General features: G+C 69.3%; 11 protein-coding genes. 5 read left to right on the top strand and 6 right to left on the bottom strand.

All coding sequences use genetic code 11. From position 1 onward, the window contains the following. Positions 1 to 50 precede the first annotated feature (50 nt). Positions 51 to 2,438: a hybrid sensor histidine kinase/response regulator gene (locus CRO12_RS14850; protein WP_097064823.1), complete on the top strand. Its 2,388-nt coding sequence runs from the start codon at positions 51 to 53 to the stop codon at positions 2,436 to 2,438. Between the two features lie 39 nt (positions 2,439 to 2,477). Beyond that, positions 2,478 to 2,834, top strand: a complete 357-nt coding sequence (locus CRO12_RS14845) for a response regulator (protein WP_097064822.1) — start codon at positions 2,478 to 2,480, stop codon at positions 2,832 to 2,834. Positions 2,835 to 2,862: 28 nt separating this feature from the next. Here CRO12_RS14845 and CRO12_RS14840 read toward each other — a convergent pair whose 3' ends face one another. After that, complete coding sequence (locus tag CRO12_RS14840) at positions 2,863 to 5,142, bottom strand: hypothetical protein (RefSeq protein WP_097064821.1); 2,280 nt, start codon at positions 5,140 to 5,142, stop codon at positions 2,863 to 2,865. 85 nt (positions 5,143 to 5,227) lie between these two features. Here CRO12_RS14840 and CRO12_RS14835 point away from each other — a divergent pair, with 85 nt between their 5' ends. Further along, on the top strand, positions 5,228 to 5,521 hold the full coding sequence (locus tag CRO12_RS14835; RefSeq protein WP_097064820.1) for an Hpt domain-containing protein: 294 nt from the start codon (positions 5,228 to 5,230) through the stop codon (positions 5,519 to 5,521). A 6-nt stretch (positions 5,522 to 5,527) separates the two neighbouring features. On the opposite strand, the gene CRO12_RS14830 is transcribed toward CRO12_RS14835, so the two are convergent. The 4 genes from CRO12_RS14830 to CRO12_RS14815 all read right to left on the bottom strand — a co-directional run bounded on the left by CRO12_RS14830 (position 5,528) and on the right by CRO12_RS14815 (position 9,780). After that, positions 5,528 to 6,706, bottom strand: a complete 1,179-nt coding sequence (locus tag CRO12_RS14830) for a vWA domain-containing protein (protein ID WP_097064819.1) — start codon at positions 6,704 to 6,706, stop codon at positions 5,528 to 5,530. A 37-nt stretch (positions 6,707 to 6,743) separates the two neighbouring features. Next, positions 6,744 to 8,120, bottom strand: coding sequence for a hypothetical protein (locus CRO12_RS14825; RefSeq protein WP_179641052.1), 1,377 nt, complete (start codon positions 8,118 to 8,120; stop codon positions 6,744 to 6,746). Positions 8,121 to 8,207: 87 nt separating this feature from the next. Beyond that, on the bottom strand, positions 8,208 to 9,056 hold the full coding sequence (locus tag CRO12_RS14820; RefSeq protein ID WP_097064817.1) for an AAA family ATPase: 849 nt from the start codon (positions 9,054 to 9,056) through the stop codon (positions 8,208 to 8,210). Positions 9,057 to 9,114: 58 nt separating this feature from the next. After that, the gene (locus CRO12_RS14815) at positions 9,115 to 9,780 is read right to left on the bottom strand and encodes a DUF6975 family protein (protein ID WP_097064816.1); all 666 of its coding nucleotides are present in this window, start codon (positions 9,778 to 9,780) and stop codon (positions 9,115 to 9,117) included. Positions 9,781 to 9,955: 175 nt separating this feature from the next. Here CRO12_RS14815 and CRO12_RS14810 point away from each other — a divergent pair, with 175 nt between their 5' ends. Continuing rightward, the gene (locus CRO12_RS14810; protein WP_179641051.1) at positions 9,956 to 11,302 is read left to right on the top strand and encodes a DUF418 domain-containing protein; all 1,347 of its coding nucleotides are present in this window, start codon (positions 9,956 to 9,958) and stop codon (positions 11,300 to 11,302) included. Positions 11,303 to 11,354: 52 nt separating this feature from the next. Next, entirely contained in the window at positions 11,355 to 13,022 is a 1,668-nt protein-coding gene (locus tag CRO12_RS14805; protein ID WP_245858542.1) for a M20/M25/M40 family metallo-hydrolase, read from the top strand. A 53-nt stretch (positions 13,023 to 13,075) separates the two neighbouring features. Here the strand turns inward: CRO12_RS14805 and rpoD are convergent, their stop codons facing one another. Beyond that, the gene (gene rpoD / locus CRO12_RS14800; protein ID WP_097064813.1) at positions 13,076 to 15,106 is read right to left on the bottom strand and encodes an RNA polymerase sigma factor RpoD; all 2,031 of its coding nucleotides are present in this window, start codon (positions 15,104 to 15,106) and stop codon (positions 13,076 to 13,078) included. Positions 15,107 to 15,114: the final 8 nt, after the last annotated feature.

Genomic DNA, 15,114 nt, shown 5'->3' with positions numbered 1-15,114 from the left:
TGACGCGTGATCCGCTTGACGCCCGCGGGCGCAGGCGATCATGGCGTCACATGGCCACGCTTCCCCAACCCGCCGACGACCGTCTTCTCCGGCTCGCCCGGCATCCCGCCGCGATAGCGGCGGGCGCGGGCGTGGCGGCGGCGGTGCTGATCCTCTGGCAGGTCGGTGACACAGCAATTGCCGCTGGGTTCGCGGCCGCCGCGCTGGTGCTGCTCGGCGGCATCGTCGCCGCGCGGCGACTGCTTCCGACCCGGATCCCCATCTCGGCGGAGCCGGACTGGAGCGTGGCGCACGCGGTCGCGCTGGCCAGCGCCGATGCGCTCGCGATCACCGATCGCGGCGGCCGGATCGCGTGCGCCAACGACCGGTACGAGGCACTGTTCGGCGGTTTTCCGACACCGCCCAACATCGACATCGGCGAGACGGAGGCCGCACGGCTCGGCATGACCGGGCGCGCCGCCTGGCGCGACGGCGCGGCACGCTGCGACCTCACCGTGCGCGGCATGGCGGTCGATGCCAGCGTCACCCGGATCGGCGACGACCTGCTGCTCTGGCGCTTCAAGGCGGAGGACACCGGCGTCGCCACGACCAAGGTCGCGGCGCTCGTCGCGGGCGCGCAGGGCGATCGGCTGGGTGGTGCTGGGATCATGACCGCGCTGCTGACCGCCGACGGGCGCGTCAAGGCCGCCAACCGCGTGTTCCGGGCGCGCGCCATGGGGCAGGAGGATGCCGCGATCGAGGGCCGCGATTTCGCCCGATTTCTGATAACCGACAGCGCGGGGGTCGTCCGGTTCGAGCGGGAGGGGCTGTCCGGCAATCCGCTGCGCCTGCTCCAGGTGCCCTTTGTCGAAGAGGAGGAAGCGCCGATCCTGGTCGCGCTGCTCGACGACGAGCCGACCATCGCCATGCCCGCGATCGGCTCCAGCGCCGCGAGCCACGTCCGCTCGCTGGTCGCGCTGCTCCCGGCGCCGCTCGCGCTGGTCGACCGCGACGGACGGTTCGTGCACATGAACGATGCCTTCACGACCGCAGCCGGGGTAGAGGCTGGATCGCCGCCGCTCTATCCCGGCGATCTGGTGGTGCGTGAGGACAAGGGCGCGCTCGCCGATGCGATCCGCCGCTTCGCAGGCGGCGGCGGCTTCACCACTCAGCTGACCGTCCGCTTCGCCGCACGCGCGGAGGAGCCGGTCCAGATCCGCCTGACCGGCGCACGCGGGCTCGGCGACGCCGCCGTGCTGATGAGCGTCAAGGACAGCTCGGAAGAGGGCAAGCTGAAGCGGCAGGTCGCGCAGGCGACCAAGATGCAGGCGGTCGGCCAGCTCGCCGGCGGCGTCGCGCACGACTTCAACAATATCCTGACCGCGATCATCGGCCACTGCGACCTCATGCTGATGCGTCACACACCGGGTGACAGCGACTATGACGATATCCAGCAGATCAAGACCAACTCGAACCGTGCCGCGGGGCTGACCCGGCAATTACTCGCTTTCTCGCGCCAGCAGACGCTCCGCCCGCAGGTCCTGCAGCTGCCCGACGTCATCTCCGAGGTGTCGAACCTGCTGAAACGACTGCTGGGCGAAACGGTGAGCCTGGTCGTCCAGCACGGCCGCAATTTGGGTGCGGTGCGGGCGGATCCCGGGCAGCTCGAGCAGGTCGTCGTCAACCTGGCGGTCAATGCCCGTGACGCAATGCTGAGCGTCAATCCGAACGGCGGCGGCACGCTCACCATCGAGACAAAGGCGGTGAGCGCCGCGCAGGTCCGCGCGATGGACGACGACGTGCTGCCGGTCGGCGACTATACGGCGCTTCGCGTCTCCGACACCGGCACCGGCATTCCGGCCGACGTGCTGCCGAAGATCTTCGAACCGTTCTTCACCACCAAGGAGGTCGGCAAGGGCACGGGGCTCGGCCTCTCGACCGTATATGGAATCATCAAGCAGTCGGGCGGCTACATCTTTGCCGAGAACCTTCACGGATCAGGCGCCGCCTTCACCATCTACCTGCCCGTGCACGCGGGCGGGATCGCACCACCGGCGCTGGCACCGGTGCGCGCGCGCCAGGGCGACACCTGGGGCACGGGCACCGTTCTGCTGGTGGAGGACGAGGACATGGTCCGCGCGGTGGCCGAGCGGGCGCTCAGCCGGCAGGGATACACCGTGCTGACCGCCGAGAATGGCGAGGCGGCGCTCGAGCTGATGAGCGGCGCGGCGGCGCCGGACCTGCTGATTTCCGACGTGGTCATGCCGACGATGGACGGCCCGACCATGGTGCGAGAGGTACGCAAGCGCTTCCCGGACCTGCCGGTCCTGTTCATGTCGGGCTACGCCGAGGAGCAGCTGCGCCGCTCGATCGATCTCGACAACGTCGCTTTCCTGCCGAAACCCTTTTCCGTGCAGCAACTTGCCGAAGCGGCGCGTGATGTTCTCGGCACGAAATGAGTTGGCGTAGCTCAAGCTGATCGCCTAAAGGGCGAACCCATGTCCTTTCCCGAGCGCATCCTCATCGTCGAGGACGAGCCCCTGATCGCCATGATGCTAGAGGATTTCCTCGACGCGCTCGACAAGCAGGTCGCCGGTACCGCCGACAGCGTCGCCGATGCGCTGCGGCTGGTCGGGGAGGGCGGCATTGACGCCGCGATCCTGGACGTCAACCTGCGCGGTGGGGAGCAGAGCTGGCCGATCGCCGATGCGTTGGCGGCCGCCGACATTCCGTTCCTGCTCGCGACCGGCGGGTCCGGCGACACGGTCGCCGACGATCACCGTGATCGACCGCTCCTGCCCAAGCCGTTCACGATGGACGGTGTCGAGAAGGCGCTGAGCAAGCTCCAGGGCTGAACCTGACGGCGCTTCGGCGCCGCCGCGGTCAGGTCCGCAGCCGCTCGATCGCCTGGGCGAGCGCCACATAGAGCTTGCCCATGTCCGAAGATAGAAGCGTGACGCCGAGCGGTGAGCCATCGCGGAGCGCCAAGATCTGGCGCAGCATCGCTTCAAAATCGTGGATGTAGCGATTGACATGCTCGCGGAAGGTCGGGTCCTCCTCGTGTAGCCGGGCGATCTCGCGCGCCTGTGCGGTGTCGAGCAGGCGCACTGCGCGGCGGGTGAAGACGCCCCGGTCCCCCTTCAGGTAGGCCGACCAGGCGCTGTCGGTGACCTCGTGCGAGAAGGTCTTGCTGATGTCGATCGAGGCCGAGTTGAGCGCCTCGATCAGGAGCGAAACGCGCCGCGCGAAATTGTCCTGGTTGCTCGCTTCCCGCTCGGCCCGCTCGGCGTCGAGGCGCTGCTCGATCGCGGCGGTCGACTCGGCGATCGTCATCAGCTGGTGCGCCAGGCGCTCGGACGCGCGGGTCGCGGCGGTGACCGCCTCTTCCGAGGCGCCGGCGAGTTCGTGCAAGGGCTGCGGCAGCGCGCGGGCGAAGGCGCGGCGGACGGCATCGGTGCTTGCCGCCTCAATCGACGCGGCGGCGTCCGGAATGACGTCGACTAGCACGGCACGCGCGCCGTTCGCGGCCCGCTCCGCGGTCTCGCGGATACGGGTCAGGGCCTCGACCAGCTGCGGCGCTGCATCTTCGGCGAAGCGGCGGGTCTTGGCGATCGCGTCGCCGACCACCGCGTCCATCGTCGCCGCCTTGTCCTGCCCGACGTCCAGCGCTTCCGTCAGAGTCTGGGTGATGTCGGCGAGCTTCTCGCGCTCGGCCGTGACCAGGCTGGCGACTGCCTCCACCGCGACATGGGTGCTCTCCGCCGCGGTCACGAGCGACAGCAGCTCGGGTTTCGCAGTGCCGACCAGGCGCCGGCTCTCCGCGATCCGCGCATCGAGCCGCAGCAGCGCGTCGGGGAGCGTCTCGTCGATCTCGCGCGCCGAGCTGTCGAGCGCGAGCAGCAGGTTCTCGGCCGTACCGATCAGCGTCCGCGCCGTGCCGTCGCCGACCCGCATCGTTTCCGTCATCGCCTCGGCGGAGGAGGTGAGGGCGCTGATCGCGGCGGCGAGCGCCTGGCTCTTGGCGACGCCCTCCGTGTGGAGCCGGTCGAGCTGGTCCGATGCGCCCTCGACCCCGACTGCCAGCGTCTCGAACAGCGTATCGGTGCGGCCCTGCTCGTCGTTCAGCCGAAACGCGATGCGCTCGATTGCACCCTCGACGGCGACCAGTCGCTCGCCCAGCGCCTCCGCACCGTCACGGCCTGACTTCTCGAGCGCGGCCTGGCTCGCCGACAGCATGGCAAGCATCGCCTCGCCCTGTGCGGCGATCCCCTTTCGCGACTCATCGACCGCCTGCGCCGCGCGGTCGAGCACACCGTCTATCGCGCTCGACATCTCCGCGGCCGCCGCTTCCAGCCGGTGGGCGGCATTGTCGCTGGAGCTCTCCATCCGCGCGATGTGCGCGCCGAGCTTGGCAGCCGCCGTACCCGCAACCTCGTCCGCCACCCGCCCGCGCTCCGCCAGCCCGGCGAGCGCCGCATTGAGCTCGGCCGCGCGCTCGCCCGCCGCCAGGCCGAGTGAGGTTAGGCCGCTGGTTAGCGCGGCGGTATCCGCTTGCGCCTTGGGGAGCGCGTCGAAGACGGTGACGAGGCTCGCCTCGGTCTGCTCGGCGGAGCGGACCAGCGAAGCGGCAACGGTGTCGAGCACGCGCGCCTCCGCCGAGAGCTCGCCGGTCGCGGCGCGGAGGCGATCGGAGGCCGCCTCGCCGATCGCAACCAGCGACTGCGCCTGTTCGGACAGCGCGCGGCGATTGGCCTCGATCCGCTGGCCGAGCAGCTGCACCGTCTGCTCCAGCGCCGCCGCCTCCGCCCGCATCGCGCGCGCCGTCGCGCCGAAGCGCCGCGCCTCCGCCCGGCTGGTCCTGAGCGCGAGCAGGCACAGCACGGTGACCAGCGTCGGCACGACGCACAGCGCCGCGGCGAACTGGACAAAGGCGACCGGCGGCAGCGGAAAGGCGTTTCGCGCAAACCACAGCATGGTCGCGATCCAAGCCAGCGAGGCGACCACGCCGACGGTCGGGATCAGCCAGCCGAAGCGCGGCGTCGGCTCGTCATAGACGAAGACGGCCTCCTCCATTACCGGGTCGATGGCGATCGGCCCCGAATCGATGTCGCTTTCGGCGTCCGATGCCGGACGCAAGCCGTGAATGCGCGAACCCCCGTTCATTTCGGGACAGTACCACGTTTGGCCGGCAACGATAGAGCGGCTCGCCGCAACCTGTTGGTAAGTACGTCGCCGGTACCCACAGGTCATGGCTTATGATCCCGGTGCAATCGATGCGACCCTGGCGGCGGCGGTGGGCGACGAACCCGTGCTGATCGCCGAGCTGCGCCTCGCCTTTCTCGAGAGCGCCAAGGCCGGACTGCAGACGCTGACCCGGACGGAGGATGCCGCGACCTGGAAGGACGCGGCGCTGCGGCTGAAGGGGCTGGCGGCGAGTTTCGGTGCGGTGCGGCTGATGGCGATGGCGGGGGAGGCGGCGAGCGCCCCGGTCGGCGATCCCGAGACCCTGCGCAAGCTGCGGCGGGCCGTCGACCGGCTGTAAACTCGTCTAGCGCTTGCGCGACAGCTCGCGCATCGCGTCGTCCAGCCCGGCGAGCGTCAGCGGGTACATGCGATCGTTCATCAAGCCGCGGATGATCCCGATCGACTGGCCTTGTTGCCAGTACTGTTCCGGCATCGGATTTAGCCACGCCGCCGCCGGGTAGGTCGCCGTCAGTCGCCCGAGCCAGGTTGCTCCCGACTCCTCGTTCATGTGTTCGACCGATCCGCCGGAATGGGTAATCTCGTACGGGCTCATCGCCGCGTCGCCGACGAACACCAGCTTGTAGTCGTGTCCGAACTTGTGGAGGACGTCCGCGGTCGGCGTCCGCTCGGCATGGCGACGGCGATTGTCCTTCCACAGCCCTTCGTACGGGCAATTGTGGAAGTAGAAGAACTCCAGGTTCTTGAACTCGGTGGTGGCGGCGGAGAACAGCTCCTCCACCAGCGTCACGAACGGGTCCATCGATCCGCCGACGTCGAGCAGCAGCAGCAGCTTGACCGCGTTGTGGCGTTCGGGGCGCATCCGGACGTCAAGCCAGCCTCGCCGCGCGGTGCCGTCGATCGTGCCCGCGATGTCGAGCTCGTCGGCGGCGCCCTCGCGCGCGAAACGGCGCAGGCGGCGCAAGGCCACCTTGATGTTGCGCGTGCCGAGTTCGCGGGTGGAATCGAAATTGCGGAACTCGCGCGCTTCCCAGACCTTCAGCGCGCGCTTGTGGACGCTCTCGCCGCCGATGCGGACTCCCTCGGGGTTGTAACCGGCGTTGCCGTACGGGCTGGTGCCGCCGGTGCCGATCCACTTGTTGCCGCCCTGGTGTCGGCCCTGCTGCTCGGACAGGCGCTGCTTCAGCGTATCCATGATCTCGTCCCAGCTGCCGAGCGACTCGATCCGCGCCATCTCCTCTGGCGAGAGATACTTCTGCGCGACGGCGCGTAGCCATGCGTCTGGGATCTCGGCCCCGGGCAGAGCTTGTCCGGCGAGCGCGCCGCGGAACACCCGCGCGAACACCTGATCGAAGCGGTCGAGCAGCCCCTCATCCTTCACGAAAGTGGCGCGTGCGAGATAGTAGAAGGCCTCCGGTGTCTCCTCGATCACTTCTTGGTCGAGCGCATCGAGCAGCAGCAGGTGCTCCTTGAGGCTCGCCGGGATTCCGGCCGAGCGGAGCGCGTCGAGGAAGGCGAGGAACATGGCGCCGGCATGCCTGCCCGCGCGCGTGCGCGCAACGTCACAGGCGACGGTAGAGCCGCCAGTGCGTACCCGACAGCCCGGTCGGGTGTGCTTCCGTGACCGGCGAGTAGTAGCGGCCGCAGCGGACCGGGCGCGCGGCGAAAGGCTCGGTCCCGTCGCGGTCGACGAACAGCCAGCGCCCGCAGCGATCGAACCTGACAGGTGCGCCATGAGCCGCGGCGGCAGCCTCGATCACCGCGGACGCCCGCTCGCGATCGAGCGCGACCGACAGGTCCTGCGGCGTGGTCACGGCCATAATGGCAAGCGCGCGGCCAGGATCGGCGCGCTGGTCCGCCACGAGCCGCACGGCGCCGAGCAGAGAAGCTGCCGTGACGAACGCGAGCGAGCCGATGGCGAGCAGGCGCGCACGCCGCAACCGCGCGATCGCCGCGAGATCACCGCCGAGCAGCAGCAGCGCGACGGCCGCGAGCAGGTGGTAGCGCGGCATCCCCGTGTTTCCGAGCCGAAGCGTCGCCATAGCCAGCGGTGCCGCGACGATCGCCAGCAGGTAGAAGGGCCGACGCGACGCAATCACGGGATCGCGCACCAGCACGGCCGCCGCGACGCCGGCCGCCGCAATCACCGCCGCGGCCGGCAGCGGCAAGCCCAAGGCGTAGGCGAGCATGGTACCGTAGCCATGGCCGAGCTCCGTCAGCGTGAACGGCGTGAACGCGCCCATCTGGAACCCGCCGGCACCCGGCAGGAGGATCAGCACGCTTGCGAGCGTCGCCGCGGCGGTCAGCAGCGGCAGGATCAGCAATCTGGCTGCATCGCGCAATGCGGCAGCAGGGCCACCCTCGCGCCAGATCCGCAGCACCACCCAGCCGCCGAGCGCCGGGATCGAAAAGGCAAAGGTCAGCTGCGCCAGCAGTCCGAACAGGAACAGCACGGCAAGCGCCACCGCGAGCGGGGGCTCCCGCCGATCCGCCAGCCAGCGATCGATCAGCAGAACCGCACCGAGCAGCGCCAGCACCATGGGTGCGTAGCCGCGTGCCTCGCTGCCGTAGGTGACGAGGATCGGCGATACCGCGAACAGGACGGCCGTGACGATCGCCGCCACGCTGCCGCGCCGCGCCGCGAATGCGGCGGCGACCAGCACGGTCGCTGCGCCGCTCGCGATCGACAGTCCGCGCTGGAGCACCGGCGCGGCATGGAAGCCGACCAGCTGCAACCACAGCGTGTTCAGATGGTGGTTGTTGTCGTGGTGGATACGGAGGAACACGCCCGCGGGCGCGCCGACGTCGCGCGCGAACACCGCCGACCAGGCCTCGTCGAGCCACAACCCGCCCTGCGCCGCGGCGATGCGCAGGGCCGCGGCGAGGGCGGCGATCAGGCAGACGACGGGCCAGAGCCAGCGGGGAGGGGGCGGCGTCACGCACGCATCATGCACGCGACGTGGTTAACCGCTAGCCACCATCAAGTCGTCACCCCGGACCTGAGCCGGTGTGACGAAGAAGGTCCGCTATCGTCCCGTGGGCCGCCGCGCCATGAAGGCCAACCGCTCGAACATCATCACGTCCGCCTCGTTCTTCAGCAGCGCGCCATGCAGCGGCGGAATTGCCTTGGTCGGATCCCGGTTCTGGAGCACTTCCAGCGGCAAGTCCTGGTGGAGCAGCAGCTTCAGCCAGTCGAGCAGCTCGGAGGTCGACGGCTTCTTCTTGAGGCCCGGCACCTCGCGCAGCTCGTAGAAGACCTCCATCGCGCGGGTGACCAGCAGTTTTTGGATGCCGGGGAAGTGCACGTCGACGATCGCCTGCATCGTCTCGCGGTCCGGAAACTTGATGTAGTGGAAGAAGCAGCGGCGCAGGAAAGCGTCGGGCAGCTCCTTTTCGTTGTTGCTGGTGATCACCACGATCGGCCGTTCGGCGGCGCGCACCGTCTCCCCCGTCTCGTAGACGTGGAACTCCATGCGATCGAGCTCCTGGAGTAGGTCGTTTGGAAACTCGATGTCGGCCTTGTCGATCTCGTCGATCAGCAGCACGGGAAGCTGCGGCGCGGTGAAAGCGTCCCACAGCTTGCCGCGGCGGATGTAGTTGCCGATGTCGTGGACCCGCGGGTCGCCGAGTTGGCCGTCGCGCAGCCTTGCGACCGCGTCATACTCGTACAATCCCTGCTGCGCCTTGGTGGTCGACTTGACGTTCCACTCGATCAGCGGCGCGCCGACCGCCGCGGCGATCTCCTGCGCCAGCACCGTCTTGCCGGTGCCGGGCTCGCCCTTCACCAGCAGCGGCCGCCGGAGCGTGACGGCGGCGTTGACCGCGACCTTCAGGTCATCGGTCGCGACATAGTTCTTCGTACCCTCGAACCGCACACCTGCTCTCCCGCCGGAGCCACAGCCGTAGCGGTCGGCGGTGCCGCCGCCAAGGTGATCAGGCGTGAGTGCGCGCGTCGCTGCGAGCCTCAAGGAGGTGCCACAGCGCGCGGTGCTGCGCGAGCGTCTGCTGCGCGCCGAACAGCATCGCGCGTTCGAACGCGGGGGTCGCCGCGAGCGTCGAGACGACGGTCGCGGCGTCGCCGATCACCGGCAGGCGTGGCGGCTCGACCTCAAGCCCGAGTCGCTCGGCGACGGCGTCCAGTACTCGGCGGATAGATGGCCAGTCGAGCATCAGCGCCATGGTCGCGCCGAGCGGGCAGCCCGAACGGTCGGATGCCGCAATCATGTCGAGCGCGTGGCGCTGCGCCGCGATCGCGGCTTCGGTCTCAGCCTGGCCGGGCGTGGAGGGCAGCGGCCCGGCGTGCGCGACCACCCGGACCAGCCTCGCCCGCTCGGCGGCGAAGGCGGCGACCGCCTCCGCCATCCATGCCGCCGCGACGGGGTGCGCGGCGCGGTCGGCGGCGAACTCGACGATGCCCGGGTGACGGCCGTGGAGCATGCACAAGCAGTGGACCGCATCCGCCAGGTCGCGCCCCGCCGCACCCGGCGCGATCAGCGCGGCGGCGTGGGGCTGCCTGGCCGTCCCCTCATCGGCGACCAGAGTAGTCAGCGCGTCCCAGGCCTCGCCATACCGTGCGTCTTGTACTGTTCCGAACGCCATGGCACCTCAGCTCGCGATTGGGTCGTGCAGCGGCACCGGCCGCGCCCGCCACACCCTGTGTCCGACACCTATACCGAAGCACGTAAAGACCCGGTTTATGGCGTCTTCACCCAGGTTGCGGAGGCGCGTGGACCTGATAGGCTCGCATCGTTCGGCTTTGGGGGGAGCGGGAACGATGGGGGACGACGCAGCGGCAGACGCCAGAATCGACGGCACGTCTCGGATCGCGGCGCTTGACGTGCTGCGCGGGGTCGCGATCCTCGGCATCCTGTTCATGAACATCGCGCAGATGGGCGGCACCTGGGCGGCGGCGCACTCGTCGCAGCCTAACCTACTCGGCTGGAGCGCGCTCGATCGCGCCGCGTGGGGCGTGCGGGAGGTGCTGGCGACCGGCACGGCGCGCGGGCTGCTCCAGCTGCTGTTCGGGGCGGGGGTCGTGATCCTGACCGACCGGGTCGCCGCGGGCGGCGCCCGCTGGTCCGCCGCCGCGCGCTTCTACTGGCGAAACGCTGTGCTGCTTGCCTTTGGCCTGTTCCACGTCTGGGTGCTGCTGTGGGCGGGCGACATCCTGCACGTCTACGCGCTCTGCGCGATGCTCGCCTATCCGCTCAGGCGGCTCCGCCCGCGCTGGCTGATCCTCTTGGCGCTGGTGCTGAGCGGCTACGGCACCTTCATGAGCTTCATGGGCACAAGCGGCGCGATCCGCGGCAACCGCGACGTTGCAGCGGCTCGGCGCGCGCTTGAGGCCGGCCGGGAGCCGACCGCCGAGCAGAAGAAGGCTCTCGAAGGGCTGGAGGGGTGGCACCGTCAGCTGGCCGACGGCCGGCGCGAACACGCGGAAGAGGTCGCGGTACGGCGGAGCAACCTGGCGGGGCAAGCGCGCGTGATGCGCGGGGAGTGGCTGAGCCGCTACCAGCGCTGGCGCGGCATCCTGATGAACTACACGACCTCACTCGGCGTGATCCTTCTCGGCGCGGCGCTGTTCAAGCTCGACATTCTCCAGGGCCGGCGTTCGCCGCGCTACTACGCACGAATGGCGCTCGGCTGGTACGGGCTGGCGCTGCCGGTGCGGGTCATCTCGACGATCGTTGCCGGACGGGTCGACGACACGGTGACGATCCTCTGGGCGTTCAACGAGTGGACGCGGATCGCCATGACGCTCGGCCACGTCGGGCTGATCCTCTTTCTGCTGACGACGACGAAGGGTGGCGCGCTCCTGCGACCGCTGTCGGCGGCCGGGCGGACGGCGCTTTCGATCTACCTGCTCCAGACGATCATCTGCCTGTGGGTCATCTATCCGGGCTGGGGCTTAGGCCTGCTCGCGCGTCAGGGCTGGGCTGGGCTCATGCTGACCGCGGCGATCGTCGATGCGATGCTGCTCGCGCTCGCGGTCTCGTGGGTAAGGCGGTTCGACCTGGCGCCGGCCGAGTGGGCCTGGCGCTCGCTCGCATCCGGACGCGCGCTGCCGTTCGGGCGGCGGGCGGGGGCGCGTCCGCACGGTACGGTCCCGGCCGCTGCCTGAGCCCGCGCTTTCGAAGCGCCAGAGCGCCGTTTCGCCATCCGGCGCATCAGCCTTGCTGCTTGCGCTCACGGGAGCGATCCTCCTCGCCGTGCTTGCCACCACGCCGCCGCGGCCGGTCGGCAGCGATGCGCCCGCGCGTAGCTTCTCCGCCGCGCGCGCGATGGCGGACGTGCGCGTGGTCGCTGGGGCGCCGCGTCCGACCGGCAGTGTCGCCAACGCCGCGGTGCGCACTTATCTCGCGCGACGGCTGCGCGCACTCGGGCTCCGGGTAGAAGAACAGCGTGGAACGCTCGACGCGAGGGGACGGGAGCGGCTCGCGCGGTGGAGCGGCGCGCCGGCGACACCGCCGATCGTCAACCTGGTCGCCACGCTTGCCGGTCGCGATCCCGGCGCACCAGCCATTCTGTTAATGGCGCACCACGACAGCGTCTGGGGCTCGCCGGGTGCCGCCGACGATGCGGCGGGCGTCGCGGCGATCCTGGAGGTGGTGCGCGCACTGCGCGGCGACGGCGTGCCCGCGCGCAGCCTAATCGTGCTGATGACCGATGCGGAGGAACTCGGGCTGCAAGGTGCCCGAACCTTCTTCGCGCGGCCGCATCCGCCGATCGGTGCGATCGTCAACCTGGAGACCCGCGGCGGTGGTGGGCGCGCGACGATGTTCGAGACGGGTGCGGCGAGCGGCGGCATGATGACGCTGTTCGCCGCCCATGTCCGCCGGCCGGTCGCGACCTCGCTCAGCACCTTCATCTACCAGCGGCTGCCGAACTCGACGGACTATACGATCGCCAAGCGCCGCGGCGTGCCCGGATATAACTTCGCCTTCATCGGCCGCCCGGCGCTCTACCACTCGCCGCTGGCCACGCCCGAGCGGCTCGACCAGGGCGCGCTCCAGGACCTCGGCCGCCAGGTGCTCGATCTGACCCGCGGACTGCTCAACGCCGCGACGCTGCCTGGCCCGGCAGCGGACCGCACCTTCTATGACGCGTACGGGATCGCGCTCGTCAGCTACCCGACGGCGCTCGGCTGGTTGCTGCTGGCGGTCGCCTGTGCCGGCTACGCGATCGCCGGACGCGGGCAGGCGCGGATCGGCCCGATCGCGCGCGGGGCGGGCGCAATCGTCGTGCTGATCCTGCTCGCGGCCGTGCTGCTCTACCTCGTCAACGGCGTGTCGGGCGGGTGGGGGCGCGTCAACTACTACGACCGGCTCGCCGCCATCCCGCGCCTGCAGGTGCAGGCGCTGCTGGTCTGCGTCGGCGCGGCCCTGCTAGTGCACCGCTGGCTGGCGGGGAGCGTTGCGACCGCGATCGGCGCGGCGCTGCCGCTGCTGGTGCTCGGCGTGGTCGCGCAGGCGCTGGCGCCGACCGCTTCCTACGTCATCGTGGTACCGCTCATGCTCGGCGGTATTGCGCTGGCCATCGCGCGGTGGAGCAGGGCCGGGGGCACCGCGGCGCTGGTGGCCGCCGCCGCGCTCGGCGTCGGCTACATGCTCGGTTTCGGCTTCTTCGTGATGCAGGCGGTCGGCCCCGGGCTGCCCATGATCGCCGCGCTGCCGCTCGCGATCAGCATGGTGCTGCTCCTGCCGCTCGTGCCCGCCGCCGCCTCACCGCAGTGGTCGAGGAGAAGTGCCGCCGTGCTGCTGAGCGTCGCGCTCGGCATCGCGCTCTGGGTGCGCCTCGATCCGATCGCGCCGACCGTGCCTGCCTACAGGGAGACACGCTGATACGCGAAGGGCCGCGGCGGTCGCCCGCCACGGCCCTGTCGATCGAATGCCGCTTACTGGTCGAGGAAGGAGCGCATCTTGCGGCTGCGGCTCGGGTGCTTGAGCTTCCTGAGCGCCTTCGCCTCGATCTGGCGGATACGCTCGCGGGTCACCGAGAACTGCTGACCGACCTCTTCCAGCGTGTGATCGGTGTTCATCCCAATCCCGAACCGCATCCGCAGCACGCGCTCCTCGCGCGGGGTGAGGCTGGCAAGGACCCGCGTGACCGTTTCTTTCAAATTGGCCTGGATCGCAGCGTCGACCGGAATGACGGCGTTCTTGTCCTCGATGAAGTCGCCCAGGTGGCTGTCCTCCTCGTCGCCGATCGGCGTTTCGAGGGAGATCGGCTCCTTGGCGATCTTCATCACCTTGCGCACCTTCTCGAGCGGCATGCTCAGGCGCTCCGCCATCTCCTCGGGCGTGGGCTCGCGGCCCTGCTCGTGGAGGAACTGGCGGCTGGTGCGGACCAGCTTGTTGATCGTCTCAATCATGTGGACCGGGATTCGGATCGTCCGTGCCTGGTCGGCGATCGACCGCGTGATCGCCTGGCGGATCCACCAGGTCGCATAAGTCGAGAACTTGTAGCCGCGGCGATACTCGAACTTGTCGACCGCCTTCATTAGGCCGATGTTGCCCTCCTGGATCAGATCCAGGAACTGCAAGCCGCGATTGGTGTACTTCTTGGCAATGGAGATCACTAGGCGCAGGTTCGCCTCGACCATCTCCTTCTTGGCGATGCGTGCCTCGCGCTCGCCCTTCTGCACCATGTTGACGATGCGGCGGAACTCAGCAAGCGCCATGCCGGTCTGCTGCGCGATCTCCGCGATCTCGACGCGTATCCGGTCGACCGCGGCGCCCTCGCTCGCCGCAAAGGCAGCCCACTTCTTGTCGTTCTTGGCGTTGGCGCTGAGGAAGTTCTCGTCGAGCTCGTGATCGACGTAGGCATCCAAGAACGACTTGCGCGGCACCTTGTGGCGCTCAGCCAAGCGCAGCATCTGGCCACCAAGCGCGGTCAGGCGCCGGTTGTAGCTGTAGAGCTGGTCGACGAGGTACTCGATCTTGGCGTTGTGGAACTGGACGCTCTCGACCTCTGCGGTCAGCTCCTCGCGCAGCTTCTGGTACTTGCGCTCCTCGGCACCCGCCAGCTCGCCGCCGGCCGCCATCGCGCCCAGCCGCTGCTCCTGCACCTTGGAGAACTTCTTGTAGAGGGCGGTGATGTTGGCGAACTTCTCCAGCGCGGCCGGCTTGAGCGTTTCCTCCATCTGCGCGAGGCTGAGGGTGTTGTCCTCCTCTTCGTCGTCCGATGGCCGCGGCGCGCGCCGCTCCGTCATCGACTCCTCGTCATCCTCCTCGGCAACCTCCTCCGGCTCGTCCTCCTCTTTGAAGGAGGGACCGGCGGTCTTCTCGGAGATCTCGCCGTCGCCTTCCTCCTCGTCGCTGAGCGACTCGGGTGCGGGATCCTTGGAAAGCATCGCGTCGAGATCAAGGATCTCGCGAAGCTGCATCGTGCCTTCGTTGAGCGCGGTTGACCATGCGATGATCGCGTTGAAGGTGATCGGCGATTCGCACAGGCCCAGGATCATCGTGTCTCGACCGGCCTCGATCCGCTTGGCGATCGCGATCTCGCCCTCACGCGACAGAAGCTCGACCGCCCCCATCTCACGCAGGTACATCCGGACGGGATCGTCGGTGCGATCAACCGTCTCCTTCTTCTTGGCGACCTCGAAGGCGGGGGCGGCGTCGCTGCCGTCCTCATTCGCCTCCGCTTCGTCGACCGAATCGTCCTCCGGCTCTGCGTCCTCGCCCGCGTCCTCGTTCTCGACGACGTTCACACCCATGTCGTTGAGCGCGGCCATCACGTCCTCGATCTGCTCGGAGGACAGCTGGTCCTGCGGCAGCATCTCGTTCAGCTGGTCGTAGGTTATGTAGCCGCGCTTCTTCGCCCGCGCGAACAGCTTCTTGATCGTGCCCTCGTTGAGGTCGATCAGCGGCGCGTCGCCCGTTTCCTGCGTGTCCGTCGCGTCCGCCAGATTAGCCTTCGCCATCAAAGTCC

The sequence above is a fragment of the Sphingomonas guangdongensis genome (assembly GCF_900199185.1).
Classification (GTDB): Bacteria; Pseudomonadota; Alphaproteobacteria; order Sphingomonadales; family Sphingomonadaceae; genus Sphingomonas; species Sphingomonas guangdongensis.
Note: the sequence above shows the minus strand (reverse complement) of the source record. Positions and strands in the feature narration are given on the sequence as shown.